The sequence below is a fragment of the Streptomyces sp. NPDC001508 genome, from assembly GCF_040298665.1.
Classification (GTDB): Bacteria; Actinomycetota; Actinomycetes; order Streptomycetales; family Streptomycetaceae; genus Streptomyces.
Window position 1 is genome coordinate 63,019 of the sequence record NZ_JBEPAP010000019.1, and the last position, 19,754, is coordinate 82,772.

Here is a 19,754-nt window from a genome sequence, read left to right on the forward strand (position 1 = left end):
GTGCCGCCGCACACCGGTTACCGGCGACCAGGGCACGCGGGTTGGGCATCTCAGGCACCCGGGCGACGATCTGTCGGTCCCTTTGGATCGGTACGACCTTCGTTCGGCGCACGTGGCGACCAGGGACTTCGGCGCCCGCGGCTACGGCTCCGGGGACTTCGCGTAGGTCTGGGCCATGCCGCCGGCGAAGTCGTGGATCACCACCTGTTCGTCGCCGACGACCCACGCGTCGTGGCCGGGCGGGCACACGAAGACATCGCCGGGGCCGACCTCGGCCTCACCGCCGTCGTCCATGCGCAGCCGCATCCGTCCGCGCACCACGAAGCCGTTGTGGTGCACCATGCAGCTCTCCGTGCCCGCGATCGGCGCCACGGACTGCGACCAGCGCCAGCCCGGTTCGAAGGTGGCCACGGCGAAGTCGAGTCCGCTCAGGTGGACGGCTTCGAGATGGCCGCGGGGAAAATCGCGCCGCTCGTCGGGCTTGTCGACCGTCTTCACTTCCAGCATGACGGTGTCCTCCCTTCCGGCCGCCGACCGCGGCCGGGGCCGGTCTCCGTCTCCCGGCGGCCTCGGGTGGCGTCGGCGCACACGGCGACCGCCCCACGACTCCATCGTCCTCCCGCCCCCGCACCGCCGCCACCCGGACCGGCCCCGCTCCCCGGGCCAGGGGATGGTCCAGGCGCCGGGGTGGGCGAGTTCGATGTCGTGGTGCTCGGTGTCGCCGCCGAGGCGTACGCCGGTGGCCCGCGGCGGGTAGCCCGTCAGGACGACCGAGTACCGGCCGATGTCCAGGTCGGTGAAGCCGTATGCCCCGTCGTCGCGTACGCACCGTCGTCGCCGGTCTGGTCATGGCGTCGACGTCGCGCGAGCGGGTCGGTACGCGGACCTGCGAGCGTCGACAGGACGGTCTGCGCGGCGCCCGCGTCTCGCTATGAGCTTGTCCATCTCGGAGATCTGCTCGTTGCGTTCACCGGACGGCGGTCACGGATTCGTCCAGGCCTCGGGGTCGTCCGCGAGGCTCAGGACCTCGTCGGGCAGCTTGGCGGCGGCCACGTGGGCCAGGGTGACCTCGCCGAGAATCTTGCGGACGTTGGCGCGTACGGCGATCCACAGCGGCAGCAGCGACTCCGCGGGACCGCAGTAGGAGAGCTCGGGTGGGCGCACTCCCCGCACCGAGACCAGGGGGCCGTCCGCGACGCGGATGACGTCGGCGATGGCGATCGACTCCGCCGGGCGGGCCAGCCGGTAGCCGCCCTTGCCGCCCCGCTGACTGACCACGAGACCGCCCCGGCGCAGGTCGCCGAGGATGCCCTCCAGGAATTTGTGCGGGATGCCCTGCGCCGCGGCGATCGCCTCGGCCTTGAGCGAGGCCTCGCCCCCTGCTGCGGCCAGCTCCAGTGCTGCCCGCACCGCATAGTCCGCCCGCGCCGAGATCCGCATGCCGCGATTATCCATCACCGTCGCGTCGGCCCCCGCACCGGTCGCCCTCCCGGTCAGGCCGGAAGAACGAAGGGTGGGTGCGCGCCGTTGAGGAAGTAGTCGCCCACCTCGCGCAGTCTGTGGGCGACCGGTTCGCGCAGAGTGTGTGTCCGGGCGTTGCGCCAGAAGCGGTCGAAGCCCTGCCGCGCGGAGGCGGCCTCGGCGCCGATGACTTCCAGGGCACGCGTGGTGATCTCCTGCGCGGCCCGGGAGGCGGCAGACTCTGCCACGCTCGCGAGGACGGCGATCTGGGCGCACTCCTCGTCGTCGAGATCCTCGCCCTGCACGAAGCCGCGCACCAGGGCATCCACCGCCTGCTCGGCCAGGGCGGACGCGGCACGTGCGACGACGGTCAGCTCGCCGTACACGGTCAGCGCGTACGGATCTTGCGGCGGGCTGTCCGGCCAGGGCTGGGGCGAGAAGGGCTGCCAGGGGGACCTCATGCCCCTTCCGTACTCGCGAACCTCGGCCAGCAGGCCCTCTGCCACGCCAAGACAGAAGTGGACGGAGACCAGGCGCGCGGTCGGCGCCGCCAGAGAGGCGAAGGGTGACAGGACGCCCTCGTCCGGCGAGAGGGAGCCGAGCACATCGTCGGCCGCGACCGGCACGGAATCGAACTCCACGCCGCCACTGGCCGCCAGCCGCTGGCCGAAGGCGTCCCCGCTGCCGCCGCTCACGACGCCCGCGCGGGCGGGGTCGACCAGGACGGCCAACGGCTCACCGGTGCCGTGCTTGGCGGCTCGAACCACCAGCCGGTCGGCGATCCCGACTCCGGTGGCGTACCTCTGGTAGCCGTTGAGCAGATGGCCGCCCGATGTGGGGGTCAGGATGAGTGGTGGTTCATGGGAGGCGATACCGCCTCCCCAGCACCACTGCCCCGCCGTCGACTCCCGCTCGATGCGGGCGGCACGGGTGCGGTCGGCGAAGAACCGGGCGCTGCAGGACAGGAAGTAGTGGTTGCCCAGCAGGTGGCCGATGGCCCCGTCGGCCGCGGCGACGGTCCGGACGACCTCGTAGGCCGTGCGCCAGTCGCCACCGCCTCCCCCGAGTTCGGCCGGCGCCGGCAGCGTCAGCAGTCCCGACTCGCGCAACCGCGCCACCTCGTCGAGCGGTGCCTTGCCGACCTGTTCGCGCTCGACCGCGTCCGTGGCCAGGTCGTCTGCCATGTCACGGGCTATGTGCAGCCAGTCGGCCTGCCTGGCTGCCGCTTCTGTCACCTCGTCCGCCGTCACCGTCATATCCTCACCCGCTTCATGCGGCTGCGGCTGTCGCTACAGCTCAGTGCTGTGGTCATGGCGTCTTCCTTCAGAGGACCGAGGACGACGCGGTGCCCGGCGAGGCGGCGTGGGAGTGCAGCGGTGCGCAGTGATGCGTCGGCTTCATCATCCTCACTCTCCTCTTCGACCACCGTCAATGCTTTCCTAGTAATCCGATAGGAAAACTAGGAAAGCTCGCATGTTCCGGCTGATACACCCTCCCGGACGGCGAGTTCGCGATGGCGGACGGCCGGGAGGTCGTCCCCGACCCGGGCGCCGCCGGCCGCGCCGCGAAGCGGACCGAGCTGCTGAAGCAGGCGCAGGACAAGGCAGCCGCTCAAGTGCCACTGCTGCCGCTGCTCCAGGGCTCCACCGCCATCGTCACGCGCAGCGACATCAGCGGTGTGCCGGACGAGCTGGACGCGACGTACCAGTTCCGCTGGGCGGGGCTCGCAAAGAAGTGAGTACTCTGACGCAGGAGACCTCCGGCGCCGTCACCACCCCGGCCGACGGCGCCGCCGGGCACGGGTTCACCCGCTACCTGGTGGTCCGCTTCCTCCTCATCATCCCCACCGTGCTGATCCTGGTCAGCCTGGTCTTCTTCCTGATGCGGCTGACCGGCGACCCGATCAGCGCCGCCTTCGGCGACCGCCTCACCCCGGACCAGCTCCAGGCCAAACTCCACCAGGCGGGCTACGACCGGCCGTTGTTCACCCAGTACCTGGACTACCTGCGCTCGCTGGCCACCGGCGACTTCGGCCGCACGGTCACCGACAACCAGCCGGTGACCCATGTGCTGGGCACGTACGGCGCCGCGACCGTCGAACTCGCCTGCTACGCCCTGCCGGTGGCCCTGCTCATCGGCGTCCCGCTCGGCATGATCGCGGCCACCTACCGCGACCGGGCGCCCGACGCGCTCCTGCGTCTGTTCGCGATCCTTACCTACGCCACGCCCGTGTTCTTCGTGGGCCTGCTGCTGAAGCTGGTCTTCGCGATCTGGCTCGGGTGGCTGCCCTCTTCGGGGCGGGCGAGTACCGGTGTCCAGCTCTTCCTGCAGAACCAGACCAGCACGACCGGCGTGTAACTGATCGACGCCCTGCGCAGCGGCGACGGCACGGCCATCGCCGACGTGCTCCAGCACGCCGTACTGCCCGGACTGGCCCTGGGCCTGCTCGTGGCCGGCGCCCTGCTCAGCCTGGTCCGCACGAACCTGATCGGCTCGCTCTCCGCCGACTACGTCGAGGCCGCCCGCTCCCGGGGCGTGGCCCCCCTGCGCCTGGTCACCCACCACGCCACCCGACCCGCGCTCATCCCGGTCGTCACCGTCCTGGGCCTCCAGGTCTCGGGGCTGCTCGGCGGGGCCGTGCTGACCGAGACCACCTTCGAGTGGAAGGGCCTCGGCTACGAACTCGCCCACTATCTGACGGCACGTGACTTCCCGGCGGTGCAGGGGATCGTGGCCCTCTTCGCCGTCGTCGTCGCGCTGACGAACTTCCTCGTCGACGTCACCGCCGCGCTGGCGGCAGCAAGGCCGAGCGGCGGTCGCTCGCTCGTGAAGGCACTTCGGCCAACGGGACTCGGGGTGTTCGCAGTCCTTGAAAAGGGCACCCATGCCGCGGGCGAGTGTGCGTGCCGCCATGTGATGCTGACTCCTCGGCGTCCGATGCTGACCTTTTGCTGACGCCCGAGGGTGTGCGGTGCCCCGCTCGCCGCCCCGAGCTGCCGCCGACCCCGCTCAGGCGGCGCGGCCGGGCCAGGTAGCGCCCTCACCTGGTGGTGGAATTTTCAACCACTGGGTTCGGTTGTGGGCGTCGAAGGAGGTCACGAGTGGAGACGACGTACTACGACCACGGAACCACGGCCGAGCGCTGGGAGCGCGGACGGCAGTTCTTCGACGCCCAGGACTACGCGGGCGCGGCGCGCGTGCTGGCCGGGCTGGTCGAGGAGGTGCCGGAGCAGACCGGTCCCCGGCTGCTGCTGGCCCGTGCCTACTACCACTCGGCCCAACTGAGCCGTGCGGAGGCCGAGTTGCGGGCGATCGTGGAGCGTGACCCGGTGGAGCACTACGCCCGGCTGATGCTGGGCCGCACGCTCCAGCGGCAGGCGCGGCACGACGAGGCGGAGACGCACCTGCGGATCGCCTCGGCACTCGCGGGAGACTTCACGGACGACTGAGCCTCCCCCAGGGCCCGGTTCCCTACGGGAGCCGGGCCCTCGCCATGCCGCCGCACGCCACGGACGCGCCGCACGCCGTGAGCACGGGGCGCGGGGCACGGGGCGCGGGGCGCACAAGTGGTCGCCGCGTACGGGGGCCGGGAACAAGATGACCGCGGAGTTGGCCGGGACGTCCCCGAGGGGGCATGCCGCGGCGAGGCCGACCGTGGTGCCCACCGGTGGCACGGGGCCGGCCGGGCGGCGAGTCCGCCGGGGTATGGCTCCCGCCGCGGCCGGGGCCGGGGGTGCCTCTATGTCTTTCGTCAAGGCGCCCATGCCGGGTGAGGCGGTTCGGGGTTTCTGGGGTTATGCGGCGAGTTCGATGTTCTTCGGCGTCCGAGATTCGTAGAAGGTGCCGTCGCGGAGCATGGCGAACAGGACGCTGATGCGTTGGCGGGCGAGGGCATCGCCGCCCGGCCAATGCGGAAGCGCGAAGCCGCCTTGTCGATCGCGCGGGCCACCACGGTCCGCCGAGCACACGGGCCGCGGTCCGCTCGTCACCGCCCGCGCGGGCCGCCCCCTCGACCGACCGCCGCCCGGCCGCGTACTGCCCCGTCACCCGGCCCGCCGCTCGGCCGCGTATTGCCCCGTCACTCGGCCCACCGCCCGGCCGCGCAGACGGCGGCGGTGCGCGGCGGCCGCGGGGACGGGCCGGCCCGTGCCACCGGGCGCACGACGAGCAGACGGCGGCGAAGCCGACGCCAAGCCCAGGCTGGGCGACCCAGATCCCAGTCGCCAGGGTGTCCGTGTCGCCGAGGGAGACGGGCAGTTCTGACGGGCCGACCGGGACCGTCAGTTCATGGGAGTAGACCAGTTTCTCCGCCTGGTAGGAGCATGCGGCGGTGCGCCTCTGTCGATCATCCGGCAGTACATCGAACAGCAGCGTCGTCCGCTCTGACCCGGTGGTGAGTGCGGATCGACAGTGCGGATCCGTGCCCACGGCCGAGGTCAGAGCGGACCAGAGATGCGCTGACCCCGCCCTGAAGGACAGGGCTTGCGCGCAAGATCACGGGTCACGGCGGCGACCAGCAGGAACGGGGCGACGAGCACACCGGCGTAGAAGTGCAGGCGCAGTATCAGGGGGCGCAGCGGGGCCCAGCGGCCCGGGGCGGGCGACGGGACGGGGGGCCGGGTGGCCTCGTCCGTGGTGGTCGGGAGAGCGGTGGACATTCGGCGGCTTCTCCGGGGGACTCGATCCTCAGGGATGACGGTCCGGTGGTCGGGGCGCCGGGCGGACAAGTTCCCGCGTCTTGAAGTGATGTACGCCACATAAGGGTGCGGAGCCGCCGGGTCACGGGGGAACCCGCCGTGGCATGCTGGCGCGATGGCAGCTCCCAATGATCGAGCACCCCTCGCCGAGCGGGTCGAGGAACTCCTCGCCGCCGACGGTCCGTTGCCCATCGTGGCGGCCGGCGACCCGGTGCTGCGCCGCCCGGCCGAACCGTTCGACGGACAGCTGGAGCCCGCGCTGCTCGCCCGGTTCTTCGAGGCCCTGCGCCACACCATGCACGCGGCGCCGGGCGTCGGGCTCGCCGCGCCGCAGGTCGGCGTGGGACTGCGGATCGCGGTCGTCGAGGACCCGGCGGCCGTGCCGGACGAGGTGCGGCTGGCCCGTGGGCGGGTGCCGCAGCCCTTCCGGGTGCTGGTGAACCCCTCGTACACGCCGGTGGGCGGCAGCCGGGCCGCCTTCTTCGAGGGCTGTCTGAGCGTGCCGGGGTGGCAGGCGGTGGTGGCCCGGCACGCCGAGGTGCGGCTGCACGGCGAGGACGAGCGGGGCCGGGCCCTGGACGAGTTGGTCAGCGGGTGGCCGGCCCGGATCGTGCAGCACGAAACGGACCACCTCGACGGCACCCTCTACCTCGACCGTGCCGAACTGCGCTCCCTGTCCTCGCAGACGGAGATGGCCCAGCGGTGGACGCAGCCGACACCGGAGGCCGCCGCCGCGGCCCTGGGCTTCGCACTGCCCTGAGGCGGCGGCGCCCGGTCGTCCGCCGTGACGGCGGTTCGGCGGCCGTCGAGCGGGGCTCCGATCGCCGCCACGGCCGCGCGGTCAGCCCCGGTAGTCCTCCAGCAGGCGCAGCCACACCTCGCTGATCGTCGGGTACGACGGCACGGCGTGCCATAGGCGGCTGATCGGGACCTGTCCGGCGACGGCGACGGTCGCCGAGTGGATCAGCTCGCCCACACCGGGTCCGACGAAGGTGACCCCGCGCAGGATCTCGTCCTCCAGGTCGACGACCATGCGGGCGCGGCCCTTGTAGCCGTCGCCGTACAGTCCGGCGCCGGCCACCGAGGAGAACTCGACGTCGACGGCCCGCACCCGGTGGCCGGCCTGTTCCGCCTCCGCCAGGGAGAGCCCGACGGCGGCCGCCTCGGGGTCGGTGAAGACGACCTGGGGTACGGCGTGGTGGTCGGCGGTGGCCGTGTGCGGGCCCCAGGGCTCGGCCCGGGCGGGGTCTCCCGCGGCCCGGGCGGCGATGGCGGCGCCCGCGATCCGGGCCTGGTACTTGCCCTGGTGGGTCAGCAGCGCCCGGTGGTTGACGTCGCCGACCGCGTACAGCCAGTCGGTTCCGGTGACCTGGAGGCTGTCGTCGACCGGCAGCCACGATCCGGGTTCGAGTCCGACGGTGTCCAGCCCGATGTCGTCGGTGTGCGGGACGCGGCCGGTGGCGAAGAGGATCTCGTCGCCCTCGACGCGGTCGCCGGCCGCGGTGACCGCGACGACGGTGCCGTTCTCCCGGGTCACCGACTCGACGGAGGTGCCGGTGCGGATGTCGGCGCCGGCGTCCGCGAGCGCCTCGGCCACCAGTTCGCCGGCGAAGGGCTCCATGCGGGGCAGCAGTCCCTTGCCGCGGACCAGGACGGTGACCTGGGAGCCGAGGGCCTGCCAGACGGTGGCCATCTCGGTGGCGACCACACCGCCGCCGACCACGATCAGCCGGCCGGGCACGGACCGCGCGCCGGTCGCCTCCCGGCTGGTCCACGGTTTCACATCGGCGAGTCCGGGCAGGTCGGGCAGCAGGGCGCGGGTGCCGGTGCAGACGGCGACGGCGTGCCGGGCGGTCAGGGTCCGTACGGCGCCGTCGGCGCCGGTCACGGTGACCGCGCGGGGTCCGGCCAGCCGGCCGTGGCCGCGGTACAGGTCGGCGCCGATGCCGTCGACCCACCGGACCTGGCCGTCGTCCTTCCAGTGCGAGGTGTACGCGTCGCGGCGGGCGAGGACCGCGGGCGCGTCGAGGGGGCCCTGCACGGCCTGGCTCAGGCCCGGCAGACGGCGGGCGTCGGCACGGGCGATGACCGGGCGCAGCAGGGCCTTGCTGGGCATGCACGCCCAGTAGGAGCATTCGCCGCCGACCAGTTCGCTCTCCACGATCGCGGTGGACAGCCCGGCCGCCCTGGTGCGGTCGGCCACGTTCTCCCCCACGGGCCCGGCCCCGAGCACCACGACGTCATAAGGGATGGATTCCGTTTCCGTCATGGGGACAGTCTGGTGGGTGGTGTACCGGGCGGCCACACGGGGTGTGCCCGGTGGCCACCCGGGTACGCGGCCGGAATACGTACGCGGGTGGCCGTGTTGCGCAGACGGCTCGACCCCACACCAGGAAGAGGGAATCACGCATGAGCAGCACCGTGGAGCTGACCAAGGAGAACTTCGACCAGACGGTCACGGAGAACGGCTTCGTTCTGATCGACTTCTGGGCGTCCTGGTGCGGCCCGTGCCGTCAGTTCGCGCCGGTGTACGAGAAGGCGGCCGAGGAGAACCCGGATCTGGTGTTCGGCAAGGTGGACACCGAGGCGCAGCCGGAGCTGGCCGCGGCCTTCGGCATCCAGTCGATCCCGACGCTGATGATCGTGCGTGATCAGGTCGCCGTCTTCGCCCAGCCGGGCGCGCTGCCGGAGGCCGCTCTGACGGACGTCATCGGGCAGGCCCGCAGGCTTGACATGGACGAGGTCCGCAAGAGCATCGACACGCAGGCGTCGAACGCCCAGGGCGAGTGAGCCCGAACCGCCCCTGAGGACCCGCGGGCCCCGGTCGACCGGACCCCATCACCGACGTACCCGAGCGCCCGGTGCCTCTGCGGTGCGAGGCCGGGGTCGGGTACGGCGCGGTCGATCAGGCCGGCGAGGCCCCGCCCCGTCGACAGCCCGATGGGGACGGTGCCGAGCCGCGGCAGCCGGCCGGGCATCAGGGCGTCGGCGCCGATCACGGCGGAGTCCTCGGGGATGCGTGTCGCTGCGCACCACAGACGCCGAGGTGACCGAGCTGCCACTCGCCCACGACGAGCGGGCCGCCGCCGAACTGATCGCGCGCGGACGCCGGTTGGGCCTGGACGTGGTGTTCGCGTACGACGACGGGTACGACGGGCTGAGGCGGGCGGGCCCTCCGGGGCGAAGGGGCCCGCCCGCGAGCCTCGGCCGCGAGAAGCACGCGAGAAGCACCCGAGGCCGGGCGCCGCGGGGACGACGACGCCGATGCGTCGGCCGCGGGCGTACGGGGGGGGCGTCGGCCGCGGGCGTACGGGGGGGCGTCGGCGCGGTGCCCGACGCCGTCGTGCTCCATCGGCACGGCATGCGCCCTCTCGACGCGCTCGGGGCCACGGTGAACAGGGCCCGTGCGCCGGCCCGTTCGAGGAGCACGACGCCCCGGGGCCGGGCCCCGAGCCGGGCTCCGGGACAGCGACCGGCCGCAGCTCGGCCCGGTCCCGGGGGCTTCGTCGCCGTACAGCCCGGCGCTGCCACGGGCCGAGCCGGGCCTCGGGCTCGACGTGCGGCCGGGCGATGTCGGCGGCCGCTCTGTCCGGCTACGCGGAGCAGCCGGTTCCGTGCGCCGGGCCGTCCGGGGCCGGGTCGGCATCCGGCGCCGTCCCGCAGGGGCTGGTGCACGGGTTCGCCGCCCACGGGCGCACCGCGCTCGCCGGGCGGGGTTCGGTGCGGGTCACCCGGGCGACCAGGTCGAGCCAGCCCGCCTCAAGCCGCTCCAGCGGCATGCCGCACTGCCGGGTGAGGTGGTGGACCAGGACGGGGCTCAGATAGCCCATCAGGGTCTGCGCCAGCAGCTCGCAGTCCGCCGCGGGCACGGCCTGGCGCAGCAGCAGGACCACATGGCTGTGCTGGACGCGGCGCGGCGCCGCCGAGAAGCGGCGCTCCGGGTGGGGTTCTGCGGCCAGTTGGAGTTCCAGTTCGTCGCCCATGCGGTGCAGCAGGGCGACACCGAACGCGCCCAGCCGCTCCACCGGTCCGGCGCCGGGGCCCAGCGGCGGGGGGCCGCTCATGAACGCGGCCTGGAACTTTCTCTCCGCGTGGTCCAGCAGGGCCGTCAGCAGGCCCGTGCGGTCGCCGAAGCGACGGAAGACGGTGCCCTTGCCGACCGAGGCCGCCGCGGCGACCGCCTCCATCGTGAGGTGCGCGGCGCCCTGCTCCCGGACCAGGTGGGCCGCGGCCTCCAGCAGCCGGGCGCGGTTGCGGGCGGCGTCGGCGCGCAGACAGGGTTCGTCGTCCACCGAACCGACTTCGAGGAGCGGCATGTCGACCGGCTCCGGGGATGGCGTAAGAGGCGGCGGGGCGCTGGACATGAACACAGCGTAAAGCACACGGAAGAAACTGGACCGCGGTCCGGTTAGACTGCTACAACTTTAAACGGACCTTGGTCCGGTTCGTAACGACAATGTTTCAGCCCCTGGAGTTCCCATGTCTGTTCGCATCCTCGCCCTCGTCGGCAGCCTCCGCGCCGGTTCCACCAACCGGCAGCTGGCCGAGGCCGCCGTGAAGGTCGCGCCCGAGGGCGCCGAGGTCACGGTGTTCGAGGGGCTGGCCGACATCCCCTTCTACAACGAGGACATCGACGTCGAGGGCAGCGTCCCGGCCGCCGCCGCCAAGCTGCGTGAGGCGGCCCGGGCCGCCGACGCGTTCCTGCTCTTCTCGCCCGAGTACAACGGCACCATCCCGGCCGTACTGAAGAACGCCATCGACTGGCTGTCCCGCCCGTACGGGGCCGGCGGCTTCGGCGGCAAGCCGGTCGCCGTGATCGGCACCGCCTTCGGCCAGTACGGCGGCGTGTGGGCCCAGGACGAGGCCCGCAAGGCCGTGGGCATCGCAGGTGGCAAGGTCATCGAGGACATCAAGCTGTCCATCCCCGGCTCGGTGACCCGCTTCGCCGAGACCCACCCCTCCGACGACACCGAGGTCGCCGCCCAGCTGACCGAGGTCGTCGGCCGCCTGCACGGCAACGTGGGCGCAGCCGCCTGACGCCATCCCGGAGGGGGGGGGGGCCCCCCCCCGGGGGGGGCCCCCCCCCCCGCCCCCCAGCGGGGGGGGGCCCGCACCCCCCCGGGGGCCCCCCCCCCTCCACGTTCCCCGACGCCGGAGCCCGCCCCGCGCGCGGCCCCGGCAGTCCGGCGAACGACCACCCGGCGCACCGACCACCCCGCCCGGTCACCGCGCACCGGGTGCCACCCGCGTCCATCGCCGGCGCCGCGCGGTACGCCGTCGCCGCGACGGCGAGACCGGGCGCGCCCCCGCGCGACATGACACCCGCGCTGTCCGCCGCGCCGAGCGCGATCGCCTGCGTCCTCCGAGCGGCAGGGCCCGCGCCGGTGCGGGCGTGGCGACGCTGCTCACGTCCAGCTCCCTCCACGGCCTCGGGGGCGCCCGTACACCCCGACGCATGCCCTCATCGACGCGGACGTACGGCGGAGGCGTCCCGCCGCGCAGGTCCTCCCGGCCATCACCTCGGTGAACAGCCGCTCGCCGCGCCGATCCGCCCCCGCGAAGGACGTGCACCTTACATTCCCTATGCACCACGCATGTAATGTGGCCCATACATGTACCTGTGCCAGGATGAAACGGCCGTACGCGGGGACATACAGCGGGACGGTCGCACGGGTTGGGAGGCTCAGGCATATGATCAGGCCGACGCACGAGGTCGAGTACGAGCAGATGCTGCTCAGCCGCCACACGTTCATGAACCAGATGGGCGGCCGGCGCAAGGACAGCGTCCTGGAACGCAGCGCGTACATCCTGCTCAGCCGCATCCGCGTCCAGGGGCCGATGTCGATCGGGGAGCTGAGCGACGCCTTCGGGCTCGACGCCTCCACGCTCAACCGGCAGACCGCCGCGGCCATGCGAGCCGGCCTGGTGGAACGCATCCCCGACCCGGCCGGCGGCATGGCGCGCAAGTTCCGCATCACCGACCAGGGGGAGCGCCTGCTGGAGGAGGAACGCGAGGGCATCGTGCGCAGCCTGGACCTGGTCATGGCGGACTGGTCGGACGAGGACATCGCCGCCTTCGCCGGCTATCTCAAGCGTTTCAACTCCGGCATCGAACGCATCGGCGGCAGGCCCTGGCCCCGCCCGTAGCGCGCGCCGCCGCCCGCGGGGCGGGAACCCGCTCGGAGGTCTGACCGAAGTCGCCGGCCCGGGGTGCGACCCTTAAGCGGAACCGGTCACCGGCGGGCCTGCCGGTGCCCCGTCGTGGGAGGAAACGCACCTGAGTACCCACACCGTCGTCGCCGAGGCCGTCCCGGTGGTCCTGCTGCTGGGCGTGCTGGCCTTCGCCGTCGTACGGCCCCGCGGGCTGCCGGAAGCCACCGCGGCCGTCCCGGCGGCGGTGATCGTCGTGGCGCTGGGCGCCGTGTCCGCCGCGGACGCCTGGCGGCAGACGCGAGCCCTGCTGCCGGTGGTCGTGTTCCTCGCGCTGATCCTGATGCTCGCCCAACTGTGCGCGGACGAGGGCCTGTTCGAGGCGGCCGGGGCCGCCGTCGCCCGCTGGTGCGGCGGCAGCCCGCGGCGGCTGCTCACCGGGGTGTTCACGGTCGCCGCGGCGGTCACGGCCGTGCTCAGCCTGGACGCGACCGTCGTCCTGCTGACGCCCGTGGTGTTCGCCACCGCCGCCCGGGTCGGCGCGCGGGCCCGCCCGCATGTCTACGCGACCGCCCACCTGGCCAACTCCGCCTCCCTGCTGCTGCCGATGTCGAATCTGACGAACCTGCTGGCATTCGCGGCCAGCGGGCTGTCCTTCACCCGGTTCGCGGCGCTGATGGCGCTTCCCTGGCTCGCCGCCGTCACGATCGAGTACGCCGTCTTCCGCGGCTTCTTCCGCGCCGACCTGGCCGTGCCCCCGACGCCCGGCCCACCGTCGGACGGCGGGCCGGGCGTGCCGGTGTTCACGCTGGTCGTGGTGGCCCTGACGCTGGGCGGCTTCGTGGTGACGTCGTTCGCGGGGCTCGAACCCGCCTGGGCGGCGCTCGCCGGGGTGCTGGTGCTCGGCGCGCGGGCGCTGTGGCAGCGCCGGACCGGGCCGCGCCGACTGGCCGCCGCGGCGGCCCCGATGTTCTGCCTGTTCGTGCTCGCCCTGGGCATCGTGGTGAAGGCGGTAGTCGACAACGGACTGGACGCCGGGCTCGGCCGGCTGCTGCCCGGCGGCACCTCGCTGCCCGCGCTGCTCGGCGTCGCGGCCGTGGCGGCACTGCTCGCCAATGTGATCAACAATCTGCCCGCGGTGCTGGCGCTGCTGCCCCTGGTGCGGCCGGGCGGTGCCGGACCGGTCCTCGCGGTGCTGATCGGCGTCAACCTCGGCCCCAACCTGACCTATGTGGGCTCGCTCGCCACCCTGCTGTGGCGGCGCGTCCTGCACGCCCACGACGCCCGGTCCGAACTCGGCTCCTTCACCCGGCTCGGCGTGGTGACCGTTCCGGCCACGCTGCTTGCCTCCACCCTGGCCCTGTGGGGGATGCTGCACCTCGTGGGGACCTGACCGCGCCACCGCCACCGACCGCCGCCGGAGCCGCCGATGAGCGTCATCGTCTGGATCGTCGAGGGCAGCTGGCCCGCCTGCGTCGACGCGGCGCGCGCCCGGGCCGCGCCCGGCGAGGAGATCGCGCTGCTGTACGTCCGCGACGACACCCTCGCCGAGACCGCGCACGGCGCGTTCGCCGGGCTGCTCGGCCGTGGGCACCCCGAACGCGACCCGGGCACCAGCCTGGAGCGGATGGCGGCGGCCTGCGGCCGGGACTTGCTGCGGGCCGCCGCCGACCGGCTGGGCCGCCCGTGCACGTTCGTGGAGCGCGGCGGCCGTGTGGAGCGGGAGGTCGTCGCCGCGGCACGGGACGCCGGTCTGCTGGTCTGCGCCCGCGACGGCGACCCGGGACGGCTCGGCCCGCGCAGCCTCGGTCCGGCCGCCCGGTTCGTCGTCGACCACGCCCCGTGCCCGGTCCTGCTGGTCTGGCCCGGCGAGGCCCCGCGCACCCCGCTCCCGCCGCCTCCGCCGCACCCGGGCCGCCGTCCTTGAGCAACCGTCCGGGCGGCCGTCAGCCCCACAGTGCCGTGGCGCAGGCGGCACCGGTGAACGCCGCGCCCAGGCCCGCCACCACGCTCGCCGCCGCGTTGGCGGCGGCGAGGAACCGCGCCCCGTCCTGCGCCAGCCGCAGCGTCTCGTAGGAGAACGTCGAGTACGTCGTGAGCGCCCCGCACAGACCGGTGCCCAGCGCCAACTGCAGCCGGTCCGGGGCGGCCCCGGCCGTCGCGGCCCCGGCCAGCAGGCCGAGGACGAGACAGCCGGCCACGTTCACGGTGAACGTGCCCCAGGGGAAGCCGGTGTCGTGCCGCCGCTGCACGGCCCGGTCGGTGAGGTAGCGCAGCGGGGCACCGACCATCGCGCCGGCCACGACCAGCAGCCAGTTCATGCCCTGTTCCGTCATCACTGCGCCGTCGTTCCTGCCGTCGTTCCTGCCGTCGTTCCTGCCGTCGTTCCTGCCGTCGTTCCTGCCGTCGTTCCTGCCGTCGTTCCTGCCGTCGTTCCTGCCGTCGTTCTTGCCGTCGTTCTCGCCGACGTTCTCGCCGTCGTGGCCGTCATCGCCCGCCCCGGCTCGCCCGTAGCGCCCGGCCGGTCGCCGTCGCCGCGAGCCAGACCGCAGTGAGCGCCGCCGCCAGCGTCGCGGCCAGATAGGCCAGCGCGGTGCGCGGACGCCCCTCGGCCACCAGCCGCTGGATGTCCACGGCGTAGGTGGAGAAGGTCGTGAAGCCGCCGAGCACTCCCGTGCCGAAGAAAGGCCGCACCAGCCGATGGACCGCCCGCGCCTCGCCGATGATCACCATGAAGGCGCCGATCACCGCGCAGCCGGCCGTGTTGACCCACAGGACCGTCCACGGAAAGGCGTCCGGGGCGGTGGGCCACAGCAGGGCGGCGCCGTACCGTGCCGCCGCGCCGATCCCGCCGCCGAGCGCCACCACCGCCACGACCGGCGCCTGCCCCGGGCCGGGTGGTCGTCGGGCGGGGGTGCGCGGTGCGGTGTCGGAACGCGGGAGCCGCTGCGCCGTCCTGGAGTCCGGGGCCGTCATGCGTGCTCTCTCCTACTCGCCGGGGCCCGCGCACGCGGGCGCACACCGTTGCAAGCAGGGACCGTTGGCGGCACCGGTGCCGCGGTTCGGGTACGGCGAGCCCCACCGCCGCGCTGGGCCGGGGCCGCAGCGAAGTCCCCAGCATAACGCGGTGCGCCGGTCACTCGCGGTCGGGCGGCAGCCGCAGCGCACGGGCCCGCCGCCGGTCGCGGCGGACCAGCACGGCCGTGCGGAACACCACGATGAGCACGGCACCGGCGAGCGGGACCAGGAACGGGATCATGGCTGCTCCTCCTTCGGCCCGGCGGCGCGCCGGGCCCGCGGGACGGGCTCCACGACCACGGTGTGGCTGACGCTGACCATGGGTGCAGCGTCGTCGGCGGCGGACCCGCGGTCCAGTCCTCACCCCGGCAGCCCCTCGACCCCCACCCTGCCGAGCCCCGGCAACCGGCTCCCCCGGCGGTCCTGTCCTCACGCGTCCTCCCCCGGCCTGCGGCGGCTTACGGAGGTGTGACGTGGCGGGCGCGGGGACCTGGGGCGTACGGGGTGCGGGCCTAGCGTGGGCGCATGCGTGTACTGGTCACCGGCGGCGCCGGGTTCATCGGGTCCCATGTGGTCGATGCGCTGACGGAGCGCGGGCACGAACCGTCGGTGTTCGACGTACGCGCGGAGGCGGGCGCGGACGTACGGGACCGGGATGCGGTCGGCCGCGCCCTCGCCGGGATCGACGCCGTCTGCCACCAGGCGGCCATGGTGGGCCTCGGCACCGGCTTCGCGGACGCACCGCACTACGTCTCCCGCAACGACCTCGGTACGGCCGTGCTGCTCGCCGCGATGGCCGAGGCGGGCGTGCGGCGCCTGGTGCTGGCCGGGTCGATGGTGGTGTACGGGGAGGGCCGCTACGCGTGCCGCCGGCACGGGGTGGTGCGGCCCGGCCCGCGGGCCGTCGCCGATCTGGCCGCCGGGCGCTTCGAACCGCGCTGCCCGGTGTGCGGTGCCGAGGTGGCCCCGGGGCTGGTCGGCGAGGACGCGCCGACGGACCCGCGCACTGTGTACGCGGCGACCAAGCTGGCCCAGGAGCATCTGGCGGGGGCCTGGGCGCGGGCGACGGGCGGGGCGACGGTGTCGCTGCGCTATCACAATGTGTACGGGCCGCAGATGCCCCGCGACACCCCGTACGCGGGGGTCGCGTCCTTCTTCCGGTCGGCGCTCGCCCGGGGCGAGCCTCCCCGGGTGTTCGAGGACGGGCGCCAGCGGCGGGACTTCGTGCATGTGCGGGATGTCGCCGCGGCCAACGTGCTGGCCCTGGAGGCCGGTTCGGCGCCCGGGGCGCTGACCGTCTACAACACGGGCAGCGGCGAGCCGCACACCGTCGGGGAGATGGCGGCCGAACTGGCGGCGGCGCACGGCGGTCCGCCGCCCGTGGTGACCGGGGAGTACCGGCTGGGCGACGTGCGGCACATCACGGCCGACTCCTCGCGGCTGCGGGCCGAGCTGGGCTGGCGGCCACGGGTCGGATTCCGGGCGGGGATGCGGCGGTTCGCGAGCGAGCCGCTGCGCGCCGTGTGAGGGCGCGGAGGGCAGGGCCGGCCGGGGTCAGCCCTCCGGTACGGGCAGCGTCACCTCGAAGCGGCAGCCGCCGGGGATGTTGCGCACACACGCGCGCCCCCGGTGGGCCTCCACGATGCCGCGGACGATCGCGAGGCCGAGCCCCGCGCCCGCGGGCGGGGTCCGGGCGTGGGTACCGCGCCAGCCGGTGTCGAAGACGCGCGCCAGGTCCTCCTCGGGGATGCCGCCGCAGCCGTCGGTCACGGACAGCACCGCGCCGTCGGGCGAGCGTTCGGCGGCCACCGCGACCGTGCCGTCGGCGGGGGTGCGGCGGATCGCGTTGACGAGGAGGTTGCCGAGCACCCGGCTCATCTCCTTGCCGTCCACCTCGACCGGCACGGGCTCCACGCGGTCGCCGACGAGTCGTACGCCGTGCTCGCGGGCCAGTGGGTCCGCGCCCGCGAGGGCGTCGCCGACCAGGTCGTACAGGGACATCCGGGACGTGGCCAGGGCGAGCGCGCCGGCGTGGATCCGGGAGAGTTCGAACAGGTCGCCCACCATGTCGTTGAGGCGTTCGACCTCGGTGCGGATCTGCCGGAGATAGCGGTCGGGGTCGGCGGCCACCCCGTCCTCCAGGGCCTCCGCCATGGCGCGCAGCCCGGCCAGCGGGGTGCGCAGGTCGTGCGAGATCCAGGCGACCAGTTCACGCCGGGACGACTCCAGGGCGCGTTCCCGCTCACGGGACCGGGCCAGCCGGGCGCTGGTGGCGGCCAACTCGCGGCTGAGCTGGTCGAGTTCGGCGGTGGCCGGGCCCGCGGGGGCGGCGAAGTCGCCGCCGTCGCCGAAGGAGCGGGCGGCGCGGGCCAGTGCGCGGCTGCGGTCGACGACCCAGCGGCCCAGCAGCAGTGCGGTGGCCAGGGAGACCACGGCGGCCATCGCGACGACCGTGGTCACCACGCTCAGGTCGTGCGGCGACAGGAACATCGCCCAGGCGACGGTGAGCGTGCCCGCGAGCATCGCGGCCACGGCGACGGCGGCGACCACGGCGAGCGACGCGGTCAGCGAGCGCCGCCGGACGAGCCGCAGCACACCCGCTCCGGCGAGCCCCGTGGCGGCGGCGCCGAGGAACGCGTACAGGGCGATGAGGAGGATGTCGGTCACGGCCGCTCGGCCCGCCCTTCGGGGTCGAACCGGTAGCCCACGCCCCACACGGTCCGGATCAGCCGCGGCCGGGCCGGGTCGTCCTCGACCTTGCCGCGCAGGCGGCGCACGTGCACGGTGACGGTGGACAGGTCGCCGAAGTCCCAGCCCCACACCTCGCGCATCAGGTCCGCCCGGCTGAACGCCCGCCCCGGATGGCACAGGAAGAAGGCCAGCAGGTCGAACTCGCGCAGGGTCAGGGCGAGTTCGTCGCCGCCCTTGGCGGCGCGCCGCGCGGCACGGTCGACGGTGAGGCCCGCCGCGGCCAGCGGCCGCAGGTCGGAGCGGGGCCGGGTGCGGCGCAGCACCGACTCGACGCGCAGCACGAGTTCGCGGGGGCTGAAGGGTTTGGTGACGTAGTCGTCGGCGCCGATCTCCAGGCCCAGGACGCGGTCGTCCTCGTCGCCGCGTGCGGTGAGCATGATGACCGGCACGGACGCCCGGCCGCGCAGCCGGCGGCAGACCTCAAGGCCGTCCATGCCGGGCAGCATCAGGTCCAGGACGACCAGATCGGGCCAGTGGGCGGCCGCCCGGGTCAGCGCCGTCGGGCCGTCCCCGGCCCGGTCCACGGCGTATCCGGCGCGGTCCAGATAGCCGCAGACGACCTCGGCGACGGTGGGGTCGTCCTCGACGACCAGGACCCGGGCGCCGCCGGGGCGGGGCGGGGCGGCGGGGGCGGCGTCGTCGGGCCGGTGGGGCTGCTGCATGCGTCCAGCCTCGCACCGGGTCCGTGCGCCCGTCGCCGCCCGGTCCCGGTGCCGGGCGCGGCGTCCGTGTTTCGTAAGGAACGGAAGCCCGGTATGCCCTTTTTGCACCCGTAGGGTGAAAGCCGTGACGCTCTCTCCCCCGACCCCGGCGGTCGATGTGGTCCTGCCTTGCCTGGACGAGGCCGCGGCCCTGCCCTGGGTGATCGGCCGGGTGCCGCCCGGCTGGCGCGCCCTCGTCGTCGACAACGGCTCGACCGACGGCTCCGCCGAGGTGGCCCGCGGCCTCGGCGCGACCGTCGTCCACGAGCCGCGGCGCGGCTTCGGCGCCGCCTGCCACGCCGGACTGACCGCCGCCACCGCCGACATCGTCTGCTTCTGCGACTGCGACGGCTCGCTGGACCCCGCGCTGCTGATGCCGTTCGTCCGCGAGGTCCGCGCGGGCACGGCCGATCTGGTGCTCGGCCGGCGGCGGGCGCACGGCCGGGGCGCCTGGCCGGCCCACGCCCGCGTCGGCAACCTGGTCCTGGCCCGGCTGCTGCGCCGCCGCACCGGGCTGCGCCTGCACGACCTCGGCCCGCTGCGCGCCGCCCGGCGCGAGCCGCTGCTCGCCCTCGGCCTCACCGACCGGCGCAGCGGCTATCCGCTGGAGATGGTGGTGCGGGCGGCCGACGCGGGCTGGCGCGTCACCGAACACGACGTCCCCTATCTACCGCGCACCGGCACCTCAAAGGTGACCGGCACCTGGCACGGCACCTGGCAGACGGTCCAGGACATGAGGCAGGTACTCACCACACCCTCGACGGAAGACGGCACGCCCGCCGCGGCAAGTGGCACGCCGACCGCGAGTGGCGGCACGTCGACCGCCAGTGGCGGCACGTCGACCGCGAGCGGCGGCGCACCCGTCAAGGGAAGTGGCGCGCCCACCGCGGAAGATGGCGCACCCGTCAAGGGAAGCGGCGCACCCACCGCGGAAGATGGCGCACCCGTCAAGGGAAGCGGCGCACCCACCGCGGAA

Annotated in this window: 20 protein-coding genes and 3 pseudogenes; 12 read left to right on the plus strand and 11 right to left on the minus strand. The window is 74.2% G+C overall.

Going from position 1 to position 19,754, the window contains the following annotated elements; all coding sequences use genetic code 11:
- Positions 1-141 precede the first annotated feature (141 nt).
- The 3 genes from ABT245_RS19140 to ABT245_RS19150 all read right to left on the minus strand — a co-directional run bounded on the left by ABT245_RS19140 (position 142) and on the right by ABT245_RS19150 (position 2,717).
- Complete coding sequence (locus tag ABT245_RS19140) at positions 142-507, minus strand: cupin domain-containing protein (protein ID WP_351735016.1); 366 nt, start codon at positions 505-507, stop codon at positions 142-144.
- Positions 508-981: 474 nt separating this feature from the next.
- Positions 982-1,440 (minus strand): RrF2 family transcriptional regulator, encoded by a 459-nt coding sequence (locus tag ABT245_RS19145; RefSeq protein ID WP_351735018.1) that lies wholly within the window; start codon positions 1,438-1,440, stop codon positions 982-984.
- Between the two features lie 53 nt (positions 1,441-1,493).
- Complete coding sequence (locus tag ABT245_RS19150; protein ID WP_351735020.1) at positions 1,494-2,717, minus strand: acyl-CoA dehydrogenase family protein; 1,224 nt, start codon at positions 2,715-2,717, stop codon at positions 1,494-1,496.
- Positions 2,718-2,974: 257 nt separating this feature from the next.
- Between ABT245_RS19150 and ABT245_RS19155 the strand changes: the two genes are divergently transcribed.
- From ABT245_RS19155 to ABT245_RS19165, 3 genes and pseudogenes are all read left to right on the plus strand, one after another.
- On the plus strand, positions 2,975-3,199 hold the full coding sequence (locus tag ABT245_RS19155) for a hypothetical protein (RefSeq protein WP_351735022.1): 225 nt from the start codon (positions 2,975-2,977) through the stop codon (positions 3,197-3,199).
- Between the two features lie 80 nt (positions 3,200-3,279).
- A pseudogene (locus ABT245_RS19160) lies at positions 3,280-4,416 on the plus strand (ABC transporter permease).
- A gap of 146 nt (positions 4,417-4,562) precedes the next feature.
- The gene (locus ABT245_RS19165) at positions 4,563-4,910 is read left to right on the plus strand and encodes a tetratricopeptide repeat protein (RefSeq protein WP_351735024.1); all 348 of its coding nucleotides are present in this window, start codon (positions 4,563-4,565) and stop codon (positions 4,908-4,910) included.
- A gap of 987 nt (positions 4,911-5,897) precedes the next feature.
- Here the strand turns inward: ABT245_RS19165 and ABT245_RS19170 are convergent.
- Positions 5,898-6,119, minus strand: coding sequence for a hypothetical protein (locus tag ABT245_RS19170; protein ID WP_502982150.1), 222 nt, complete (start codon positions 6,117-6,119; stop codon positions 5,898-5,900).
- A 154-nt stretch (positions 6,120-6,273) separates the two neighbouring features.
- Here ABT245_RS19170 and ABT245_RS19175 point away from each other — a divergent pair, with 154 nt between their 5' ends.
- The gene (locus ABT245_RS19175) at positions 6,274-6,918 is read left to right on the plus strand and encodes a peptide deformylase (protein ID WP_351735027.1); all 645 of its coding nucleotides are present in this window, start codon (positions 6,274-6,276) and stop codon (positions 6,916-6,918) included.
- An 81-nt stretch (positions 6,919-6,999) separates the two neighbouring features.
- Here ABT245_RS19175 and ABT245_RS19180 read toward each other — a convergent pair whose 3' ends face one another.
- Positions 7,000-8,427: a dihydrolipoyl dehydrogenase family protein gene (locus tag ABT245_RS19180; RefSeq protein ID WP_351735029.1), complete on the minus strand. Its 1,428-nt coding sequence runs from the start codon at positions 8,425-8,427 to the stop codon at positions 7,000-7,002.
- 140 nt (positions 8,428-8,567) lie between these two features.
- Between ABT245_RS19180 and trxA the strand changes: the two genes are divergently transcribed.
- Positions 8,568-8,948 (plus strand): thioredoxin, encoded by a 381-nt coding sequence (trxA, locus tag ABT245_RS19185; protein WP_351735031.1) that lies wholly within the window; start codon positions 8,568-8,570, stop codon positions 8,946-8,948.
- 923 nt (positions 8,949-9,871) lie between these two features.
- Here trxA and ABT245_RS19190 read toward each other — a convergent pair.
- A pseudogene (locus ABT245_RS19190) lies at positions 9,872-10,522 on the minus strand (TetR/AcrR family transcriptional regulator); the annotation flags it as partial.
- A gap of 115 nt (positions 10,523-10,637) precedes the next feature.
- Between ABT245_RS19190 and ABT245_RS19195 the strand changes: the two are divergent.
- The 4 genes from ABT245_RS19195 (at position 10,638) to ABT245_RS19210 (ending at position 14,235) form a co-directional block, all read left to right on the plus strand.
- Positions 10,638-11,195, plus strand: a complete 558-nt coding sequence (locus ABT245_RS19195) for an NAD(P)H-dependent oxidoreductase (RefSeq protein ID WP_351735033.1) — start codon at positions 10,638-10,640, stop codon at positions 11,193-11,195.
- Between the two features lie 654 nt (positions 11,196-11,849).
- Positions 11,850-12,305 carry a MarR family winged helix-turn-helix transcriptional regulator gene (locus tag ABT245_RS19200; RefSeq protein ID WP_351735035.1) on the plus strand — a complete coding sequence of 152 codons (456 nt, stop codon included), beginning with the start codon at positions 11,850-11,852 and terminating at the stop codon, positions 12,303-12,305.
- Between the two features lie 166 nt (positions 12,306-12,471).
- Entirely contained in the window at positions 12,472-13,701 is a 1,230-nt protein-coding gene (locus ABT245_RS19205) for an SLC13 family permease (RefSeq protein WP_351735037.1), read from the plus strand.
- Between the two features lie 36 nt (positions 13,702-13,737).
- On the plus strand, positions 13,738-14,235 hold the full coding sequence (locus ABT245_RS19210) for a universal stress protein (RefSeq protein WP_351735039.1): 498 nt from the start codon (positions 13,738-13,740) through the stop codon (positions 14,233-14,235).
- A 19-nt stretch (positions 14,236-14,254) separates the two neighbouring features.
- On the opposite strand, the gene crcB is transcribed toward ABT245_RS19210, so the two are convergent.
- Positions 14,255-14,629 (minus strand): fluoride efflux transporter CrcB, encoded by a 375-nt coding sequence (gene crcB / locus ABT245_RS19215; RefSeq protein ID WP_351735041.1) that lies wholly within the window; start codon positions 14,627-14,629, stop codon positions 14,255-14,257.
- On the opposite strand from crcB, the gene ABT245_RS19220 reads away from it, so the two are divergent.
- The gene (locus tag ABT245_RS19220; RefSeq protein ID WP_351735043.1) at positions 14,628-14,822 is read left to right on the plus strand and encodes a hypothetical protein; all 195 of its coding nucleotides are present in this window, start codon (positions 14,628-14,630) and stop codon (positions 14,820-14,822) included. The genes crcB and ABT245_RS19220 overlap by 2 nt on opposite strands.
- Here the strand turns inward: ABT245_RS19220 and ABT245_RS19225 are convergent.
- Both ABT245_RS19225 and ABT245_RS19230 read right to left on the minus strand, forming a co-directional pair.
- Entirely contained in the window at positions 14,796-15,284 is a 489-nt protein-coding gene (locus ABT245_RS19225; protein ID WP_351735045.1) for a fluoride efflux transporter FluC, read from the minus strand. The genes ABT245_RS19220 and ABT245_RS19225 overlap by 27 nt on opposite strands.
- Before the next feature lie 160 nt (positions 15,285-15,444).
- Positions 15,445-15,567: a hypothetical protein gene (locus ABT245_RS19230; RefSeq protein WP_351735047.1), complete on the minus strand. Its 123-nt coding sequence runs from the start codon at positions 15,565-15,567 to the stop codon at positions 15,445-15,447.
- 284 nt (positions 15,568-15,851) lie between these two features.
- Between ABT245_RS19230 and ABT245_RS19235 the strand changes: the two genes are divergently transcribed.
- Positions 15,852-16,853 carry an NAD-dependent epimerase/dehydratase family protein gene (locus ABT245_RS19235; RefSeq protein WP_351735049.1) on the plus strand — a complete coding sequence of 334 codons (1,002 nt, stop codon included), beginning with the start codon at positions 15,852-15,854 and terminating at the stop codon, positions 16,851-16,853.
- Between the two features lie 27 nt (positions 16,854-16,880).
- Here ABT245_RS19235 and ABT245_RS19240 read toward each other — a convergent pair whose 3' ends face one another.
- Complete coding sequence (locus ABT245_RS19240; RefSeq protein ID WP_351735051.1) at positions 16,881-17,993, minus strand: sensor histidine kinase; 1,113 nt, start codon at positions 17,991-17,993, stop codon at positions 16,881-16,883.
- Positions 17,990-18,739, minus strand: coding sequence for a response regulator transcription factor (locus tag ABT245_RS19245; protein WP_351735053.1), 750 nt, complete (start codon positions 18,737-18,739; stop codon positions 17,990-17,992). The genes ABT245_RS19240 and ABT245_RS19245 overlap by 4 nt, the downstream gene beginning before the upstream one ends.
- A 115-nt stretch (positions 18,740-18,854) precedes the next feature.
- Here ABT245_RS19245 and ABT245_RS19250 point away from each other — a divergent pair.
- A pseudogene (locus ABT245_RS19250) lies at positions 18,855-19,535 on the plus strand (glycosyltransferase family 2 protein); the annotation flags it as partial.
- Positions 19,536-19,754 lie beyond the last annotated feature (219 nt).